Raw genomic sequence first — 16,546 nt, 5'->3', positions numbered from 1 at the left:
AATGCTTTCGATGGACGTCGACCGCGGTTCCGCGGTATCGATGTCCACGCAGATCAAGACGGTTGTCCGGAGCCGTGTTCTCGACGGCACCCTCCCCCCGGGGACCAGGCTGCCGTCGAGCAGGAGCCTGGCGAGCGACCTCGGGGTGTCCCGCAGCGTCGTGGTCCAGGCGTACGAACAGCTGGTCGGGGAGGGCTACCTGCGCGCCGCCCAGGGCTCGGGTACCCGGGTCTCGTCCCACCTGCCGGTCGGCGCGTTCCCTGACACCACCGCCGTCACGCCGTACCCGGTCCGGTTCGATCTGAGGGCGGGCGCGACGGGCGCGGCGCTGTTCCCCGGCCGGGAATGGCTGATCGCCTACGAGGGCGTGGTCCGGTCGATGGACCGGGGCCAGCGGCCGGCGCACAACGCGCTGGGCGCGCCCGAGCTGCGCGCCGAGCTGGCCGGCTATCTCGGCCGGGTTCGCGGCGTGACCGCGGCGCCGTCGGAGATCGCTGTCACCTCGGGGTTCACCCATGCCCTGACCGCGGTGTGCGCTGTTCTGCGTGAGTTCGGCATCGACCGTCTGGCCGTGGAGGACCCGGGCGACCCGCGGCACCGGAGAGTGGTCTCCAGGGCGGGCACCGAGGTGATCGGCGTCCCGGTCGACGACGCCGGCCTGGACGTGGCCGCCCTGGCCCGGTCCGGTGCCCGCGCGGTGCTCGTCAACCCGGTCAAGCAACTGCCGACCGGCGTCGCGCTCTCCGCGCCGCGGCGGGACGCGCTCGTGGGCTGGGCCGAACAGGCGCGGGGTTGGGTGATCGAGTTCGATCCGGAAGGCCACCTCTGGTTCGGGGGCGGCAGCGCTCCGCTGGTTCTCCAGCGCCGCCTGCCCGACCGGGTCGTGTATGCCGGCTCGACCCGCAGCCTGCTCGGGCCCGGCCCCCTGCTCGGCTGGCTGGTCGGGCCGCCCCAGGTGCTCGACGCGCTGCGCCGCGGCCAGGCCAGATGGTTGGGCGCGCCGGACAGGCTCACCCAGCTGGCCCTGGCCGACCTCGTCTCCAGGGGCTTGTTCGACCAGCACATCCGCAGGGTTCGGGAGATGTACCGGGCGCGGCATGACGCCCTCAGGAGCGCGGTCGCCTCCTACCTGCCGGGCGCGAGGACCCTTGGTGTCGAGGCTGGCTCGCACAGTTATGTGGCACTGCCGGCCGGTGTCGACGACGCCCGCCTGGCCCTGGTCGCCGGCCGACGCTTCGTCCTCGCGCAGACGGGACGGGACTTCCGCACCGACCGGCAGGCGGCGGAACCCGCGCTGGTGGTCGGGTACGGAGCCGTCGAGCGGGACCACATCGCCGAGGCGATCGCGCTGATCGGCCACCTGGACGAGCGCGGCGCCGGGCGCCGGTAGGTGCGCGCAGCGGTCAGGAGACCGCGGCGGCGAGGAAGTTCGCCAGCATGGCCGAGCCGTCCGGCGTGGCGATGCTCTCCGGGTGGAACTGCAGGCCTTCGACCAGCAGGTCGCGATGACGCAGCCCCATGAGGTGACCGTCGTCGGTCGACCGCGCGGTGGCCACCAGCCCCGCGGGCAGCGGCTCGGCGACCACGATCGAGTGGTAACGGGTGACCGTGAGCCGGTCGGACAGACCGGCGAACACCCCGGCGCCGTCGTTGGCGATCGTGCTGGTCCGGCCGTGCATCAGATTGTCCGCCAGGCGTACCGTGCCGCCGAAGGCGAGTGCGATCGCCTGGTGGCCCAGGCATACCCCGAGCAGCGGGATCTCGCCGGCGAAGCGGTTGACGAGCTCCACGTGCCCGGAGTCGGCGGGGTGCCCGGGCCCGGGACCGAGCACGAGAGCGCTGGGCTGCCGGGAGGCAAGCCCGTCCGGAGTGTGGATCCCGGACCGGACCACCGCCGTGTCCGCGCCCAGCGCCCCCAGGTACTCGACGATGATGTGGACGAAGCTGTCGTAGGCATCCACCACGAATACGGTCATGCCAGCTCGTTTCCGGTGACCGCCCAGTAGGTGGCGCTCATCTTCGCCAATGTCTCGTCCCATTCGCGTTTCGGCTCGGACAGGGCCACCACGCCCGCGCAGCTCTGCGTGGAGTAGTGGTGAACATCGCCGTCGGGCTCGGGAGAGCGCCGGTGGACGATCGTGCGGATGCACAGCGCCAGTTCACTCCAGCCACGGACGTCGAGCAGGCCGACGGCGCCGGCGTACATGCCGCGGCGCTCGCGCTCGGTCTCGTCGATGATCTGCATTGCGCGGATCTTCGGCGCGCCGGTCACCGTGCCCGCCGGGAAGGTGGCCTGCAGGGTGTCCCACACGTCGGCCTGGGCCGTGAGCTGCCCGGACACCGTGGAGACCAGGTGAAAGACGTGGGAGAACTCCTCGACCGCCATCAGCGCGTCCACCGCCAGCGACCCTGGCCGGCAGACTCTGCTGACGTCGTTGCGGGACAGGTCGACCAGCATGATGTGCTCGGCCTGCTCCTTCACGCTGCTCACCAGCTCCTCGACCCGGCGCTCGTTGTCGGCTCCGGTGGGATCCCGACGGGTGGTGCCCGCGATGGGCCGCATGACGACGCGGCCGTCCTGGATGCGGAACAGCACCTCGGGGCTGGCGCCGATCAGCGTTACGCCGGCCTGGGTGACGAAGTACATGTAGGGCGACGGGTTGCGAGCCCGCAGTCGCTGGTAGACCCCGGTGGGGCCCAGCCGGGACCGGATGTCGATCCGGTGGCCGACCTGGATCTGGTAGACGTCACCGACGCGGATGTGGTCGAGGCAGCGCTGCACCCAGCCGAGGAACTCGGCGCGGTCCACGGTGTCGTGCACCGACAGCGCGGCGGGCGCGTCGGGCACCGCGGCCGGGGCGAACGGGACGTCCGTGCTCAGCTCGAGGGGGGACGGGACGGGCAGGTCGGGCCCGGTGGCCGTGAGTACGACCGGGCTGCGCTGCTGCCGGTCGAACCAGATCGTCCGCTGGAACAGGGTGACCGTCAGGTCCGGGACATCGGGCTCGGCCTCCCGCGGGCGGAGGTCCTCCATCAGAGCGGCGGCGTCATAGGCGACCGAGGTGAGGAAACCGAACGCGAACCGGGACGTGGGGACCGCGGTGTGGACCCGGAACAGGTTCAGCGCGCCGCGCAGGAGATCCCAGACGGCCGAGGGGCCGGCTAGCCGCGATCCGTCGCGGGTGTGCCGGGCGCAGTGGGCACGCAGTGCGTTCGCCACGGGCCCTGTTCCCGTGGCCCGCACCTGCAGACCGGTGACCGTTATCTCGGCGAGTCGCCCGATGCCGACGACGCTCCCCTGCCACTGGCCGGCCTGGTCGCGGTGCAGGTCCTCGAGCAGGAACACCTCCTCGTCGCCGAGCCGGTCGCGCAGCGCGAGAAACACCTCCAGCGCGTCCGCGTCGTCAGTCGGCAGCGGCGTGGCCTCGACCGACACGTCCAGCGGCGTGTCGGCCCTTTCTGCGGTGGCAGACATTCTTCTCCTCCGACGGTCACGACCGGGCGGAGGTCAGTGGAACATTTCCGCAGTGAGCGGGCCAGACCATCGGATGCGCCGTCGACCGGACCACTCGCCAATGCCGCGACGAATCCGGCCAGAGCCCGGCCAGAGCGCGATGTGGGTCAACCGATCCGGGTCATTGTGGCGCGACACCATGCGGCCGGGTGAGCCATAGTCGCATCACGGCGGTGACCGCCTGCGGCTGCTCGATCGGGGTGCGGGCGGTTCAGGCTCTTGAGGCCCTCGCGGTGGAGGTCGGCGCAAGCGACATCCTGCATGTCGCCGAGGCGCCCTACACGCTGGAAGCGGACTTGCTGGGGGCCGCCGACGCCAACGAGCGGGTGCTGCGTGCTGCCTATCTGAAGCAACACCCCCGTTCCGAGGAGAAGCGGCAGAAGAGCGTCGAGGGGGGCGATCAGGCCAAGGCCCTCTACCTTGCGCCGTACGCCGACAAGGAACTGATCAGTAAGGGTGAGTTCGCCCATGACCTGGCCACCCTCATCGGCCCAGACTTCGCCTGCCCGGAGTACCTCGCCCAGGCGATCACCGAAGTGATCAAGGTCTCCTGATGTCGGACGCCTCCACCGGGCTGCGCTTCAACCCGAGCCCGGCCCAGCGCTTGCTGATCGAGACACCGGGCAGCCAGGTCGTGAGGGTCTGCCCAGGAGCAGGCAAGACCCAGAGCATCGTGGAGCGGTTCATTCTGCGGCCTGGCCTCGACCCCCGACGTGGCGTCGCGCTCATCTCGTTCACCAACGCCGCGATCACGGCGGCCCAGGAGCGCTGCCGCGACCACCCGGAACGGCTCAAGGCCCCGAACTTCGTCTTCGGCCGCGAGGACGACCTCGACCAGCAGGCCGTCCGCCGCCTCGTCGCGTCCGGCCGGGGCCGGCCCCGCGACGCGGCCGCGACGGAGCGGGTGCTGTTCGCCCTGGTGGCCAACCGGGCACTCGCCCCGGCCTCGAAGCTGGCCGCCGCGGAGTGGATGAGCCACGACGTGCACAACGACGGGTTCGGCGAGGTGTCCGACGATGCCTGCTACCGGGCGATGGACTGGCTGCACCAGGTCCGCGGCGAGCTGGAGAAGCAGGTCTACTTCCAGGTCGCGGACCTGCTCAACCTCCAGGTCGACCTGCTGTTCTTCGACACGACCTCCACCTACTTCGAGACCGAGGACCCCGACGGCGACGTGCCGCGCGACTGGCGCGGCGAGCCCGCCACCGACGAGCACGGTCCGGCTCCGCTGAGGCGACCGCCGACCGGTTCGTCGTCTGCTTCAATCCCGACGCCGCGGCGCGCGACGCGGCGACCCGCGCCGAGCTGATCCACCAGCTCGAAGATCTCATCGCCGGCAGCGACACGCTCACCCCGGTGAAACGAGCCGAGCTGCGCGGGAAGATCTCGACGATGCCGGGCCTGAACCGGTTCCTGCGCATCACCCCCGGCGGGCTGCTGCGCACCGACAAGACCAGAACGAAGGCCGAGGAGAACCTCGACGGCAAGTACCTGCTGCGCTGCGCCGACCCCACGATGAGCGCGCAGGACATCGCCCTGGGCTACAAGCAGCTGCTCGAGGTCGAGCGCAGCTGGCGCGACATGAAGACCGTCCTTCAACTGCGACCCGTCTACCACCGGCTCGAAGAACGGATCCGCGCCCACGTCCTGCTCTGCTGGCCCGCTCTCCTGCTCGTCCGCGTCGCCGAGAACGCCACCGGCATGACCTGGACCCGGATGCGCCGCGAACTCGACCGCATCCACATCGGCACCTTCACCGGCCCCGCCGGCACCTTCCAGCAGGTCACCGAACTGACCAAGCCCGCCCGCGACCTGTTCGCGGCCCTGCACATCACCCCACCGCACACGATCCACCGGGCTCAGCGCGCCGGAACCCCGACCGGACCCGCCCCGAAACCCGCTGGAGCCTAGAGAAACGGCCCGCAGCGGCACATCGGCATGTCCACCCAGGTCACAGCCATGATCGCCACTCTAGGCAGACCGAGTTACGCGGAACGCAGGTGAAGGAGTCGGCTGGGGGTTTGTAGGCGGCACACTACGCACGACCGACAGTGAAAGACCCGGCACCGATCGTCAACTGTACGGCCGGTACGCCGTCAGCCCTGCCGCCGACCGGCCGCACTCGACCCGTAAAGACCGCTCAGCGGCCGGTGACGAGGGCAGTGGTCTCGGCCGCGAGCCGGCGAGCATCGTCGGTATCGTGCGGGCCTTGGACAAGGGCGACCTGTGTGGCGCCGCGGTAGGCGGCGCGGCCAGCGGGCGGGTCGGCGACGAATGTGATGATCGGCGCTATGGCGTCGTCTGGCCGTTGCCCGGCGACGGCCCCCAGAAGGACGGAGGCGATTTTCATTGCTCGTCCGACGTCGCCGGCGAGGCTGGTCCTGACCAGCCGCCTGGGTCCCCACGTGATATAGGCGAGCGCCGGGTTGTCACTGGTCACGAGAATGCCGAGCAGCTCGTTGGCCCGCCGCTGCTGGGCATTGGATCGGACGAAGCTGAAGCGCTGCGCGGATTCGAGATCATCGAAATCGATCGCCCCGGCTTTCGCGCCCGGCACCGACGTGTTCACGACCGTCGGACGATCACTGTCCGCGAGCAGTGACGCCAGCCCGGTGAGCAGGATGTACTTGGAGACGAAGAAGAGCACCCACGATGCTTCGTGCCCCTCCGCGGTTTCGTGGCGCTTCTGGCGGATGAACGACGCGGCCAGCACGAGTACGTCGATGCGCTCGTGGGACGCCCGTATCTGCTCGACCACCCGTTCACTCTCGGCGACGAGGGAAAGATCGGCCGCGAGGAACGACGCGCGACCGGTCGCGGCCACGCCGTCAGCAGCCAACGAGGCGAGCAGCGCCTCGAACTTGGCTCGGCTGCGGCCCACCACGACGACCTGGTTGCCCTCCCGCAGGTAGTGACGCGCGAGTGCAGCCCCCATCCCGTCGGTTCCTCCAGTGATCACGACCGTTTTCATCGCCACTCCCACCACTTCGGAACATGCGTTCCGTTTTTGGGAAGATAGCACATCGGAACATGCGTTCCGATCGGCGGGGCGGGCCGCTAGGCTTGTCGTCGTGGAGCGCACGCAGGGCCCGCGGCGCGACGTGGTCGCCAACCGGGCCCGTATCGTCGAGGCGGCCACGACGATGTTGGGGGAGTGCGGCCTGAACGTCGACATGCGCGCCATCGCCAAGGAAGCGGGAGTGGGTGTCGGCACGCTCTACCGGCACTTCCCGACACGCCAGGACCTGGTGCACGAGGTCACCGGTACCGATCTGGCCGGCCTCGCGACGTCCGGCCTCCCGCCGGATCAGCCCGCGATCGACGCCCTCCGGGCGTTCTTCACCACGGCGCTGATGCCTCTGGTCCGCAACCGGGCGGCGGTCGACCTGCTCGCGAACGCCGAACCCTCAGGCGCCGACCTGCAGCGGTGCCTCGCCCACCTGACCGGCGTCGGACACGACGCCGTCGAACGCTCCCGAACCGACCACACCCTCGCCGACGACATCACGGCCACCGACATCGCCTATCAGTTCCTCGGCCTCGTGCGGATACTCCAACTCCTCCCACATCCGGACACCGCGGACATCGAGCACTATGTCGAACTCGCCCTCCGAGCGCTGCGGCGATGTTCTTAAGCCCCTCCACCCACCAGCTACCCGCTCGCTGGCGCCGGCATACCGCTGCCCACCACCGCGGACGCGCTCACCGGACGACCCCTCAACCCGGGTCGCCTACGCCCGCGACAGCCGCCGCTTGCTCGTCCTCGCGTCGGCTCGTTCTTGCCGCCGGTTGAGGTGTGGGCTGGGCCGGGGTCGGGTGATCGGTGTGTGCTGGCCGGGCAGGGCGAGGAGGGTGAGGATCAGCGTGGCGGTGCCGAGGGTGGCGCAGATCCAGAGAGTTGTGTCCATGCCGTGGACGAAGGCAGCGCGGGCGGACCGCAGCAAATCCTCCGAGCCACGCTGGTGGGCCCACGGTGAGGCCGGCCGAGATACCCCGTCGCGCCGCATGGGCCGACGCGGGTGGCACAGGCCATCTATGTCGAGGTGGGCGCGGTACACCGCGCCGAGAACAGCGACACCGACCGCGCTGCCGAGCTGGCGCAGCGCCATGATGAGCGCCGAGCCGGCGCCGCCGCGCTGATCCTCAGCGACTACGACTACCTGGCCAGCTGGGCGACCAGCCTCGCGTTCGAGGTCCGCACCGCCGCCCAGGCCCAGACCATCCACGTCCACCGGTGGGTCTTCGCCGTCCCGCACGTCTGCTACCACGACGGCGACACCATCCAGGCCCGGGCCCCTGTTCACGGCACCCTTCCAGCCCAGCGCGACCGAGACGATCAGCTGGATGGGCTACGACGCCGACGTCGAGGTGTGGGCCGTCTCGACCGAAGCGATCAGCCGCGGTGACTTCCGGCTACGGGTCACTGCGGCTCCGCGGACCTGCACCAGCATGGCCGGACGGTTCGCCCACCTGCTCGATCAGGCCGACCGTGACCGGCTGGCCGCGACCTACAACAGTGCGAACGTTGCGACCGGGGCGCCCGGCCAGCCGCTGGCGGCCCAGAGCGGCCGGGCTCGACGCGTTCGCCCACGCTGCCCCCTGGCTCGCAGCCTTCCAGACCGCCGGCCGCCAACTCGGCGACGCCGCCGCACAGACACACCTCGGCCGGGGGCTCCGGGCGATCCTCACACACGTATTGATCTTCCACTGGAACCGGCTCGGCCCGTCCGCCACCAGCCAGGCCGTCCTCGCCCACGCGGCTGCCACAGCCCTCCTGCCACGGGACTGACGGACCATGAATGCGTGGAAGCAGTACATGCGCCCGGCAGTGCACCCAACCAGCATTAATGCGAACCTGAACCTGCAGGTCAACGGCCTGATCGTGTCCATCGAACCTGTCCACGCGAAGATTCGTCGGACCGGCTACGTTGGGAACCGGAACGCTGGGCGTTCCTGAGTCTCAGCCGGCAGGAGTTACGTTGGGTGGCCAGATCTCCTATTGGTTCGCGTGGTCATCGGCTCCGCCGCTCAGCCGCTCAGTTGGTGGGCGACTGATGGTGGCAGAATCGCTGCCAGCGAGACCCGCCAGGTGGTCGGATCTCGCGGCACTGGTCGGCTTCGGGCTGGCGGGGGGATGACTGCGCTGTGCCTGCTGATGATGGCGTCGATTTCTTCGTGTCGTACGCGGAAGCGGATCGTGCTTGGGCCGAATGGGTGGCCTGGCAGCTCGAGGAAGCTGGACATCCTGTTGTGCTCCAGTCATGGGACTTCCGGCCGGGATCGCATTTCGTCCACGAGATGCACCAGGCGGCAATGAACGCGACGCGGACGCTGGCTGTGTTGTCAGAGGCATATCTGACCTCGGCGTACCGCGAGGCGGAGTGGCAGGCCGCATGGGCGAGGGACCCGTCCGGGGCCGACCGCGGGTTGCTGGTGGTGCGGGTGGAGGACTGCCCCCAGCCCGGCCTGTTGGGGCAGGTGGTCGGGATCGACCTGTTCGGTCTGGAACGGCAGGAGGCCAGCCGTCGGCTTCAGGCGGCGGCGGCCGGTCTGCGGGCGAAACCTGAGAACTCCCCGACCTTTCCCGGCAGCCGCATGCCGTCCGCGGCGCCGCATTTCCCGGGGGGCCCGGTGGCCCGAGATGCGGTGTGGCGGCCCGGCCGGTCACCGTTTCCCGGGCTGGCGGCATTCGATGCGAGCAGGGCAGAGGTCTTCAAGGGCCGGGACGAGGAAATCCGGTTGCTGGCAGACAAGCTGAGGTCCCCCGCCGGGGACATGGCGGGATTACTGGTGGTGATCGGACCCTCGGGGTGCGGAAAGTCGTCGTTGGTCGCGGCCGGTCTCGCACCCACCTTGGACAGGGACGAGGACTGGTTGGTGTTACGTCCGCTGGTACCGGCCGGTAGGCCGGTGGTCGCCCTGGCCGCGGTGCTCGCGGCGGCCGGTGCGGAGCACGGAATGGACTGGCAGGCCGGCTCGCTGGCCGACCGCCTCGCCGCCGGCGACATGCGGGAGATCGCCGAGGAGCTGCTGGCGGCGTCCTCGCCGGCGCGGCGGATACTTCTCGTCATCGACCAGGCAGAGGAGCTTCTGCTACGCACCGGCCCGGACGAACAGCGCGCGTTTCTGGGCCTGCTGGCCGAGGCGACAGGCGGGCCCGTACGGGCGGTGGCGACGCTTCGCTCCGAGTTCGTCGACCGCCTCATCGAAGCGGCCGCTCCCGCCGAGCTGCACCTACGCGTCGATGCGCTCAGCCCGCTCAGCCGCGAGCTTCTTCCGCTGGTGATCACGATGCCGGCGCGGCTGGCTGGGCTGACGGTCGACGAGGAACTGGTCGCCCGGATGGTCACCGACACCGGGGACGGACAAGCCCTGCCGCTGCTGGCCTACACACTGCAACGGCTGTACGCGAGGGCCAGGGAGACCGGCACGACCGTGCTGACCGCAGCCCTGTATGCCGCCACCGGCGGAGTCCGCGGCGCCCTTGTCGAACACGCCGACGCCGCCCTCACCGAAGCCACAGCCAGCGGCAGAGCCAGCGCCGGTGCCTCCGCCAGCGGCACCGTCGTCGGGACCGGCGCGGAACAAGTGCTGGCCGCTCTGCTGCAACTGGTGGAGGTCGACGCGGATGGCAGGCCCAGTCGCCGGCGGGTCGGACTCGACCAGCTGTCCGACACCGTGCGTGCCATGCTGACGCCCTTTGTCGCGCGCCGGCTCCTCACGGTCGACGCTTCCGGTGGGGGAGCTGTGACGGTCGAGGTCTCCCACGAGCGGCTACTCAACGCCTGGCCTCCGTTAGCCGAGGCGGTTGCCAGCGCCTCCGACCGGCTTCGGCAACGCACGCAGGCAGAAGGCGCCGCCGCCGACTGGCAGCGCGCCGGTCAGCCAAGCAGCCGGCTGTGGAGCCTTGCCCTCGCCGTCGCGGTCCTCACCGCCCTGCACCGCGACGAGCTCACTCCCGCCAGCCGGGCCTTCCTCACCGCCAGCCGCCGCCATGGCCAGCGACGTCGACGACGAATCGTGGCCGTCCTGACAGTTCTTCTGCTCCTCGTCACAGCTGGCGGGATCACCACCACGATCCAGTGGATCAGCACCGGCCGGCAGCGGCAGGAGGCACTCAGACAACGCGATCTGGCCGCCGCCCGCGCCCTGCTCGCTCGGGCGGATCAGATCCGCGCCCGCGATCCCATAACGGCTCTCCGGCTGAATATCGCCGCCGAGTGGATGGTGTCCACGTTTGACACCCGCAGCGATCTCGCGAGCGCGCTCAACCGTGCCCCCTGGGTCAGCGCGGTCGACTCCGACGAGTCTCTCGTAGGAGTCGCGCTGAGCCCGGTCGGCCATCTACTCGCCACCGCCGGCTATCTTCTTGAGACCGAGGAGTACCGGCTGCGGTTGTACGACATCGGAAACATCCACAAACCGGTCCTCATCACGAACATCGACGGTGGCCCGGATCTCGGTGCGGTCGAGTTCAGCCCGGACGGCCGCACCCTCGTGGCCGGCGGCTCCGCCGACGGCGGAGCGCAGGTACGGCTGTACGACATCCACGATTCCACCGCCACTCTCACCGCCACTTTCATGGCCGCTTTTGGTGGCCCCCCACGATTGGCTGGCGCGGGATTCAGCGGGATCGCGATCAGTCCGGACGGTCACACTCTCGCGGTGTCCGGTAATGGTGCCGTCGGGGGGCTCCTGCGCCTGTACGACATCCATGATCCTCAGCTGCCGCTGATCGCGACCATCGAGGAGCCGAACATCCTCGCTCCCAACGGGATCACGTTCGGTCCCGACGGCCGCACGCTCGCCAGCCTCAGCGACATCGGCGGTGACATCAGCGGAAGCCAGGTCCGTCTCTACGACGTCCGCGATCCCCGTGCTCCGGCCGTCATCGTCACCGTCGACGACGGCCACGTCTACAGCCGGGTGGCGTTCAGCCCGGAGGGTGGAACACTTGCCGCGGCCGGCGGTGGCGGTGGCGGTGTGACTCTTTACGATGTCCGTGACCCCCGCGCCCCGACCCTCACCGCCGGTATCACCAACGAAAAGAACTTCGACGGCGTGGCGTTCAGCCCGGACGGCCGTACTCTCGTGACCACCAGCGATATCCCCGGCAATGCGAACGGAGGATGGCTGCGGCTGTACGACCTCGGCGATCCCCGCACTCCGACTCTTATGGCCAGCATGAACGACCCCATCCTCAACGGGGTGAAAGTCGGTCCCGATGGCCGTACCCTCGCCACTCACGGCGGGCGGATCTACGACCTAGATGATCCTCATACGCCGGTTCTCGACGCCACAGTGAGCGACCCGGCCCTCGACGGAGTCGCATTCGGCCCTGACGGCGACGTCCTCGCCACCGTTAGTTACACCGGTTCCGATGGCAAAGGAAAGCTCCGAATCTTCGACATCCAGAACCCTCGTGCTCCGACCCCCACTGTCGTCATGAACGACGGACTGAATCCCGACGGGGTGGCCTTCCGCCCCGACGGTCATGTCATCGCGACCATCAGCTACATCAACAGCGGCACCGGGAACGGTGGGCTGGTGCGGCTGTACACGTTCGCCGGCCCGCACCGGTTGGACCCCGTCGCCAGCATGGACGATGACCGCCAGCCGGTCGGGATCGAGTTCAGCCCGGACGGCAGGATCCTCGCGACGATCAGCAACACCACGGGAGTTGGCGGGCACGGCCTGCTGAGACTCTACGACGTTCGCGACCCGCGCAAGCCAGTACTCGCCGCCAGCGTCGACAGCGATCAGAGCTTCGCAGGGGTTGCCTTCAGCCCAGACGGCAGCACACTTGCCGCTGTCAGCAGCGTCTTCGCCGGCAGCGGCGGGCGGCTGCTGCTGTACGACATCCGCCGTCCCGAGTCCCCGGCCCGCGTCGTGAGCATCGACGATGACCAACATCCCGGCGATGTCAAGTTCAGTCCTGACGGCGACCTGCTCGCCACCACCAGCTTCGTTGGCGAAGGCGGAGGCGGTGGACGGCTACGGCTCTACGCCCTTCACGGTCTCGGTTCTCCCGCTCTCGTCACCAGCATCGATGACGATCAGGACCTCGGCGCGGTGGCGTTCAGCCCCGACAGCCGCCGGCTGGTCGCTACCAGCCACATCCCTGACTCGATCGGTGCCACCGCGGATGTGGGTCGGCTGCGGATCTACGACGTGCACGACCCGAAGAATCCGACTCGAACGGCAGATCTTGAGGGCAGGAGTCTCGGAGCGGTCGTGTTCCATCCACGCGGCGGGAGTCTCGCGACCATCAGCAGCAACCATTCCGCCATCAGCGATGAGCGTGCACTCTGGCTTTACGACATCCAGCGCATTTCCGACCTTGACAACGGTGTTTTGCGAACCTGGGCCTGTAGCGTCGCCGGTCGAGGGCTGTCGGCTACCGAGTGGCTGAACGAGGTGCCCGGGATCCCCTATCAAACGACATGCTGACACGAGAGTAGACGCCGTGGCCCCGCAGGTGCGACTGCCGAGCAGCGGGGTCTGAAGGTCTGACGGCGGAATCATGAACGCGCCGCCTTTCGTGTCCGGCTTCCTCCCGCCGCCAGGTGACAGTCCGCGCCCGTTTGGCGAGGATCCCGCCGGCGCCGGTCCGCCGAGGTCGGAGTGCCGGAGTTGCGCAGGTCCCAGCGCCGTGAGCCGGATCCGGTCACCCTCGTTTGCCACGTCCTCCACGACCAGCGAGCGTAGCCGCCAGAGTACCGAGCCGGCCGATCGGCGCTTTGTGGCCTGTCCTGGGGGCCGAGGTAGGCCGGTGCCGGCCGCCGCCGTGGGAAGCGGCGGCCGGCACCGGCATGTCAGGCTGGCCCGAGCACCACCTGATCGTTCACCGTCGCTGGACGGACAAGCGTGGCATCTCTGGACTGGCACGGGCACCACAGCTGCGCTACGCATGTGGACAGCCACACTATGGAGGTTCGCATTAGTGCTGGTCGCCAAGATCCTGATCTGGCCAAATGCCCAGGTCGCACCGTTGGTCGCGGTGACCAGTGCACCCAGCCAGCATTAATGCGAACCTGAACCTGCAGGTCAACGGCCCGACCGTATCGGTGGAACCGGTCCATGCGAAGATCCGCCGCGACGGCTATGCCGGTAATGGGAACGCCGCCAAGATCAGGTAGTTCAGCGGCCTTCTGGCTGGTGCGTATGGGTCGATGTCGGAGCTTGCCCCCGTGGTCGTGGTTCTCTCGTTGAGATGCGAAAGCGCTTGTTGATGAGGGTCGACCGGGGTCAGTGCGCGGCGCGCCAGGCGTCCCAGACGTCGGGTCGTAGCCGTCCTCGGTCGGGGACGGTGATGCCGTGGGCGCGGGCCCAGGTGCGTACCTCGGCGGTGGTGGGTTCGGGGGCCGCGGGTGCGTGGTCGAGGTCGCCTCCGAGCGGGCCGATGCGGGTTAGCGCCGCCTGTTCGGCGGCGGCCCAGATGTGGGCGGCGGCGAGGTAACGGTAGGTCCACTCCTCCGCCAGGGGGCGGGTCTCGCAGAACACGATCGGCACGCCTGGCCAGCGGATCTGCAGTTCGGCGAGACCGTCGGCGACCAGGGCGGGGCGCACCTTGTCGAGTGCGAACAGTTGGGAGTAGCGGTCCTCGACGACGACGGCGGCCCTCGGCAGGGCGGCGAGGTCTGCCAGGGCGTAGCGCAGCTTGCCGGTGGTGAGGCTGGTGACGAGGTCCGGCAGGGACTTGCGTTCCACCGCGGCGGCCAGCCGCCCGTCGATGAGCAGGCCGTAGTCGCCCGCGGGCAGGGCGCGGCGCACGGTGCGGACCTGCTGGGTGGCGAACCGGTAGGGGTACTTCTCGTGGGAGTCGACCACGATCTCCAGCTCGGTGACACCGCCGGCGCGGGCGGTGGGGGTGCGGACATTCGGCCGGGCCTGCTTACGGGTCCGCGGGGACTGCCAGAACACCGCGTCGCGCCCCCGCGCGGTGGTGAACACCAGTTGGGAGCGGTTCTCCCGGGCCCGGTCGGCGACCAGATCGATGGCCGCGCCACGACGGACACAGGACCGCAACGGCACCCGCTCGACGATCTCCGCGGCTTCCGGCCAGTCGACGCTCGACAGCGGGTAGCAGTACAGCGCTGTGGTCCGAGGCCACGTCCCGGCAGTGCGGAACACCAACCCACCGGCCAGAGGAAGACGCAGCAGGTACGGCAGCCGGGAATCCGGATCCGGGTTGCGGGCGATCAGCAACTCCATGCGGCCAGTCTTCCCCCGTACGCCGAGGCACGGGCGGACCGTCCTGTCGGCCCGACCGTGCCCTTACTGCCGGGCTGAGTCAGCCTCAACCGAGCACGGCCAGTGAACTGCGACAAGGAGTCCTGATCGGCTCGAAACGCTCGTTCCGGTCGCGCCGTGGTCGTTCGCCCGCCGGCCGCGGTAGTCGTGATGGCAGGTAGACGGCCTGGGGTACGAGCTGCGCCGCTATGATTCCTTGATCGTGGACGATGCAGAGCTACGCGATCAGGTGTCCCGGCTACGCGGCGAGGGGAAGTCGCCGAAGCAGATAGCTCGTGCCTTGGGCGTTGCGCCCTCGCGGGTCGCCCCCCTCGTGCGGGCCGCGGCAGCGCAGGCCCGGGCGACAGCCGGGCTACCGCCGGTCGTCGGCTGTTGGGTCAACGTTGGCTGGAGTCGGGGGCTGGCGGTCAACCCGTCCCGTGGCTGGGCCGCGGAGGCGCTCTCCCCCGAGGACGATGAGGAGAGCACCGGCGGCCTGGTGAGCGTGCTGGTAGCCCGCAAGCATCGCTGGGACAGGGCGTCGGTGTGCGGGTACCTGGTGGACGTCTATTGCCTGGGCGTGAAAAACGCCTTCGGCCCTGACATCAAGACCGACGTCGAGCTGTCCCAGTTCCTGCCCGAGTACTACGCCGCCTACCCCGCTGGATGGCAGGACGCGCCGATCGACCTCGCCGCGGACATTGTCCTCGGCGCCGTGGGATACGCCCGAAGCCTCGGTTTCGAACCCCACGCCGACTTCGCCCAGGCCGCCGGCCAGCTCGGCGCATGGGAAGGGCCCCCAGCCATCACCTTCGGCAGAGGCGGCAAGCCGTTCTACCAGTCAGGCCCATATGACAACCCTCGCAAGGTCATCGAAACCCTGGAACGCACGGTCGGCCCGCCACCCGCCTTCGACTACCTCGTCGCCGGCAGAGCGTGACAACCACCTCGCCCGTCCGTACGCCGACACGCGCTCGTCTGCCGCATGCCGGTCGTTCACCGTCGCCGGAAACCTATGGGTCATAGGCGGGGAGTGGGGGGGGCGAACGTCTCGACCCGGCCGCATGAGATCCACCGATCCGGCCGGCTCGCCGGGATGCCCTGAAGAAGATGGAGGAGGTGTGGTCCGCCAGTGGCGGATCCACCTGCGCACCACCGATGACATTGAGGCGCTCGCCGAGTGGATAAATCCGGTCGTTCGCGGCTGGACGAACTGCTATGGGAGGTTCAGTCGATCCGCGCTGTGCGGTCTGCTGCAACGTGTCAACACCTACCTGGTGCGGTGGGCCAGGCGGAAGTTCAGACGGCTGCGGTTGTTCAAGGAGGTCAAACGTTGGTGGAAGGGTCTGCTGTGTAGGCAGCCCCACCTGTTCGCCCGTTGGGCGTGGGTCACCAGTTTCTGACGGATTGGGTGAGAAGAACGAAGTGATGGGAGACCGTCGCGCTTCGTTCTGTGGGGGCCCGGGGGTGCAATTCCCCCGGGCTAACCGATCGACAGTCGGACACTCCCGGGACCGGCGCGGGGAATCGTCGGAGGCCCTGGGGGATAGAGGATCAGAGTTCACTGTCGATGAACTTGAAGAGCTCCTCGGTAGAGGCCGACTCAAGATGATCGACAACGTCGGCTCCCCCGGTGACTGTCTCCGATCCGTCCAGCCCGACGAGCAGAGTGTGCAACTGCATTGGGATCCGGGCGGCCGTGAGGTCGGCGACCGGGACAGAAGCGATCATGTTCTTGATTCCGTCGAGCGCCGAGAGGATCCGCTCGACCGCCTGGGCCTGTGTCTTCTGTGTGGTGTT

Annotated in this window: 16 protein-coding genes and 1 pseudogene; 11 read left to right on the top strand and 6 right to left on the bottom strand. The window is 69.2% G+C overall.

Annotation, left to right across the window (positions count from 1 at the left end):
- The first annotated feature begins 10 nt into the window (after positions 1-10).
- A complete protein-coding gene (locus E0504_RS47450; RefSeq protein WP_112108207.1) occupies positions 11-1,390 on the top strand; it encodes a PLP-dependent aminotransferase family protein in 1,380 nt (459 codons plus the stop codon).
- 13 nt (positions 1,391-1,403) lie between these two features.
- On the opposite strand, the gene E0504_RS47445 is transcribed toward E0504_RS47450, so the two are convergent.
- Together E0504_RS47445 and E0504_RS47440 are read right to left on the bottom strand one after the other, a co-directional pair.
- Positions 1,404-1,976 carry an aminodeoxychorismate/anthranilate synthase component II gene (locus tag E0504_RS47445; protein WP_112108208.1) on the bottom strand — a complete coding sequence of 191 codons (573 nt, stop codon included), beginning with the start codon at positions 1,974-1,976 and terminating at the stop codon, positions 1,404-1,406.
- A complete protein-coding gene (locus E0504_RS47440) occupies positions 1,973-3,475 on the bottom strand; it encodes an anthranilate synthase component I family protein (protein WP_112108209.1) in 1,503 nt (500 codons plus the stop codon). Before E0504_RS47440 ends, E0504_RS47445 begins: the two co-directional genes overlap by 4 nt.
- Positions 3,476-3,663: 188 nt before the next feature.
- On the opposite strand from E0504_RS47440, the gene E0504_RS47435 reads away from it, so the two are divergent.
- Genes E0504_RS47435 through E0504_RS51730 form a run of 3 tightly spaced genes read left to right on the top strand, consistent with a single transcriptional unit; the run spans position 3,664 to position 5,425 of the window.
- Complete coding sequence (locus tag E0504_RS47435; protein WP_131627794.1) at positions 3,664-4,068, top strand: hypothetical protein; 405 nt, start codon at positions 3,664-3,666, stop codon at positions 4,066-4,068.
- On the top strand, positions 4,068-4,823 hold the full coding sequence (locus E0504_RS51735) for a hypothetical protein (RefSeq protein ID WP_207974719.1): 756 nt from the start codon (positions 4,068-4,070) through the stop codon (positions 4,821-4,823). The genes E0504_RS47435 and E0504_RS51735 overlap by 1 nt, the downstream gene beginning before the upstream one ends.
- Before the next feature lie 47 nt (positions 4,824-4,870).
- Positions 4,871-5,425: a hypothetical protein gene (locus tag E0504_RS51730; protein WP_200835418.1), complete on the top strand. Its 555-nt coding sequence runs from the start codon at positions 4,871-4,873 to the stop codon at positions 5,423-5,425.
- Between the two features lie 229 nt (positions 5,426-5,654).
- On the opposite strand, the gene E0504_RS47425 is transcribed toward E0504_RS51730, so the two are convergent.
- Positions 5,655-6,500, bottom strand: a complete 846-nt coding sequence (locus E0504_RS47425; protein ID WP_165938863.1) for an SDR family NAD(P)-dependent oxidoreductase — start codon at positions 6,498-6,500, stop codon at positions 5,655-5,657.
- 85 nt (positions 6,501-6,585) lie between these two features.
- On the opposite strand from E0504_RS47425, the gene E0504_RS47420 reads away from it, so the two are divergent.
- Positions 6,586-7,149 carry a TetR/AcrR family transcriptional regulator gene (locus tag E0504_RS47420; RefSeq protein WP_243657970.1) on the top strand — a complete coding sequence of 188 codons (564 nt, stop codon included), beginning with the start codon at positions 6,586-6,588 and terminating at the stop codon, positions 7,147-7,149.
- 96 nt (positions 7,150-7,245) lie between these two features.
- Here E0504_RS47420 and E0504_RS51025 read toward each other — a convergent pair whose 3' ends face one another.
- Positions 7,246-7,422 carry a hypothetical protein gene (locus E0504_RS51025; RefSeq protein ID WP_160144327.1) on the bottom strand — a complete coding sequence of 59 codons (177 nt, stop codon included), beginning with the start codon at positions 7,420-7,422 and terminating at the stop codon, positions 7,246-7,248.
- 111 nt (positions 7,423-7,533) lie between these two features.
- Between E0504_RS51025 and E0504_RS47415 the strand changes: the two genes are divergently transcribed.
- The 4 genes and pseudogenes from E0504_RS47415 to E0504_RS53875 all read left to right on the top strand — a co-directional run bounded on the left by E0504_RS47415 (position 7,534) and on the right by E0504_RS53875 (position 12,964).
- Positions 7,534-7,920: a hypothetical protein gene (locus tag E0504_RS47415; RefSeq protein WP_131627788.1), complete on the top strand. Its 387-nt coding sequence runs from the start codon at positions 7,534-7,536 to the stop codon at positions 7,918-7,920.
- A pseudogene (locus tag E0504_RS53145) lies at positions 7,859-7,987 on the top strand (lantibiotic dehydratase); the annotation flags it as partial. The gene E0504_RS47415 and the pseudogene E0504_RS53145, both read left to right, overlap by 62 nt.
- A 52-nt stretch (positions 7,988-8,039) precedes the next feature.
- Positions 8,040-8,303, top strand: coding sequence for a lantibiotic dehydratase C-terminal domain-containing protein (locus E0504_RS47405; RefSeq protein WP_243657969.1), 264 nt, complete (start codon positions 8,040-8,042; stop codon positions 8,301-8,303).
- 356 nt (positions 8,304-8,659) lie between these two features.
- Entirely contained in the window at positions 8,660-12,964 is a 4,305-nt protein-coding gene (locus tag E0504_RS53875; RefSeq protein WP_131627786.1) for a TIR domain-containing protein, read from the top strand.
- A gap of 798 nt (positions 12,965-13,762) precedes the next feature.
- On the opposite strand, the gene E0504_RS47395 is transcribed toward E0504_RS53875, so the two are convergent.
- Positions 13,763-14,728, bottom strand: coding sequence for an ERCC4 domain-containing protein (locus E0504_RS47395; RefSeq protein WP_131627784.1), 966 nt, complete (start codon positions 14,726-14,728; stop codon positions 13,763-13,765).
- 241 nt (positions 14,729-14,969) lie between these two features.
- Between E0504_RS47395 and E0504_RS47390 the strand changes: the two genes are divergently transcribed.
- Both E0504_RS47390 and E0504_RS53130 read left to right on the top strand, forming a co-directional pair.
- A complete protein-coding gene (locus tag E0504_RS47390; protein ID WP_243657968.1) occupies positions 14,970-15,686 on the top strand; it encodes a helix-turn-helix domain-containing protein in 717 nt (238 codons plus the stop codon).
- Positions 15,687-15,867: 181 nt separating this feature from the next.
- Positions 15,868-16,149: a group II intron maturase-specific domain-containing protein gene (locus E0504_RS53130; protein ID WP_243657967.1), complete on the top strand. Its 282-nt coding sequence runs from the start codon at positions 15,868-15,870 to the stop codon at positions 16,147-16,149.
- A 151-nt stretch (positions 16,150-16,300) separates the two neighbouring features.
- On the opposite strand, the gene E0504_RS51015 is transcribed toward E0504_RS53130, so the two are convergent.
- A partial coding sequence (locus tag E0504_RS51015) for a hypothetical protein (RefSeq protein ID WP_165938862.1) occupies positions 16,301-16,546 on the bottom strand: 246 nt, incomplete at its 5' end.

The organism is Parafrankia sp. BMG5.11 (genome assembly GCF_004337455.1).
This window is presented reverse-complemented; position numbering and strand designations above follow the sequence as displayed.

What these genes read in the sequence shown, in the direction of transcription:
- E0504_RS47445 (WP_112108208.1), bottom strand. Translation starts at nt 1,976, where the DNA reads ATGACCGTATTCGTGGTGGATGCCTACGACAGCTTCGTCCACATCATC.
- E0504_RS51735 (WP_207974719.1), top strand. Translation starts at nt 4,068, where the DNA reads ATGTCGGACGCCTCCACCGGGCTGCGCTTCAACCCGAGCCCGGCCCAG.
- E0504_RS47450 (WP_112108207.1), top strand. Translation starts at nt 11, where the DNA reads ATGGACGTCGACCGCGGTTCCGCGGTATCGATGTCCACGCAGATCAAG.
- E0504_RS47440 (WP_112108209.1), bottom strand. Translation starts at nt 3,475, where the DNA reads ATGTCTGCCACCGCAGAAAGGGCCGACACGCCGCTGGACGTGTCGGTC.
- E0504_RS47395 (WP_131627784.1), bottom strand. Translation starts at nt 14,728, where the DNA reads ATGGAGTTGCTGATCGCCCGCAACCCGGATCCGGATTCCCGGCTGCCG.
- E0504_RS51025 (WP_160144327.1), bottom strand. Translation starts at nt 7,422, where the DNA reads ATGGACACAACTCTCTGGATCTGCGCCACCCTCGGCACCGCCACGCTG.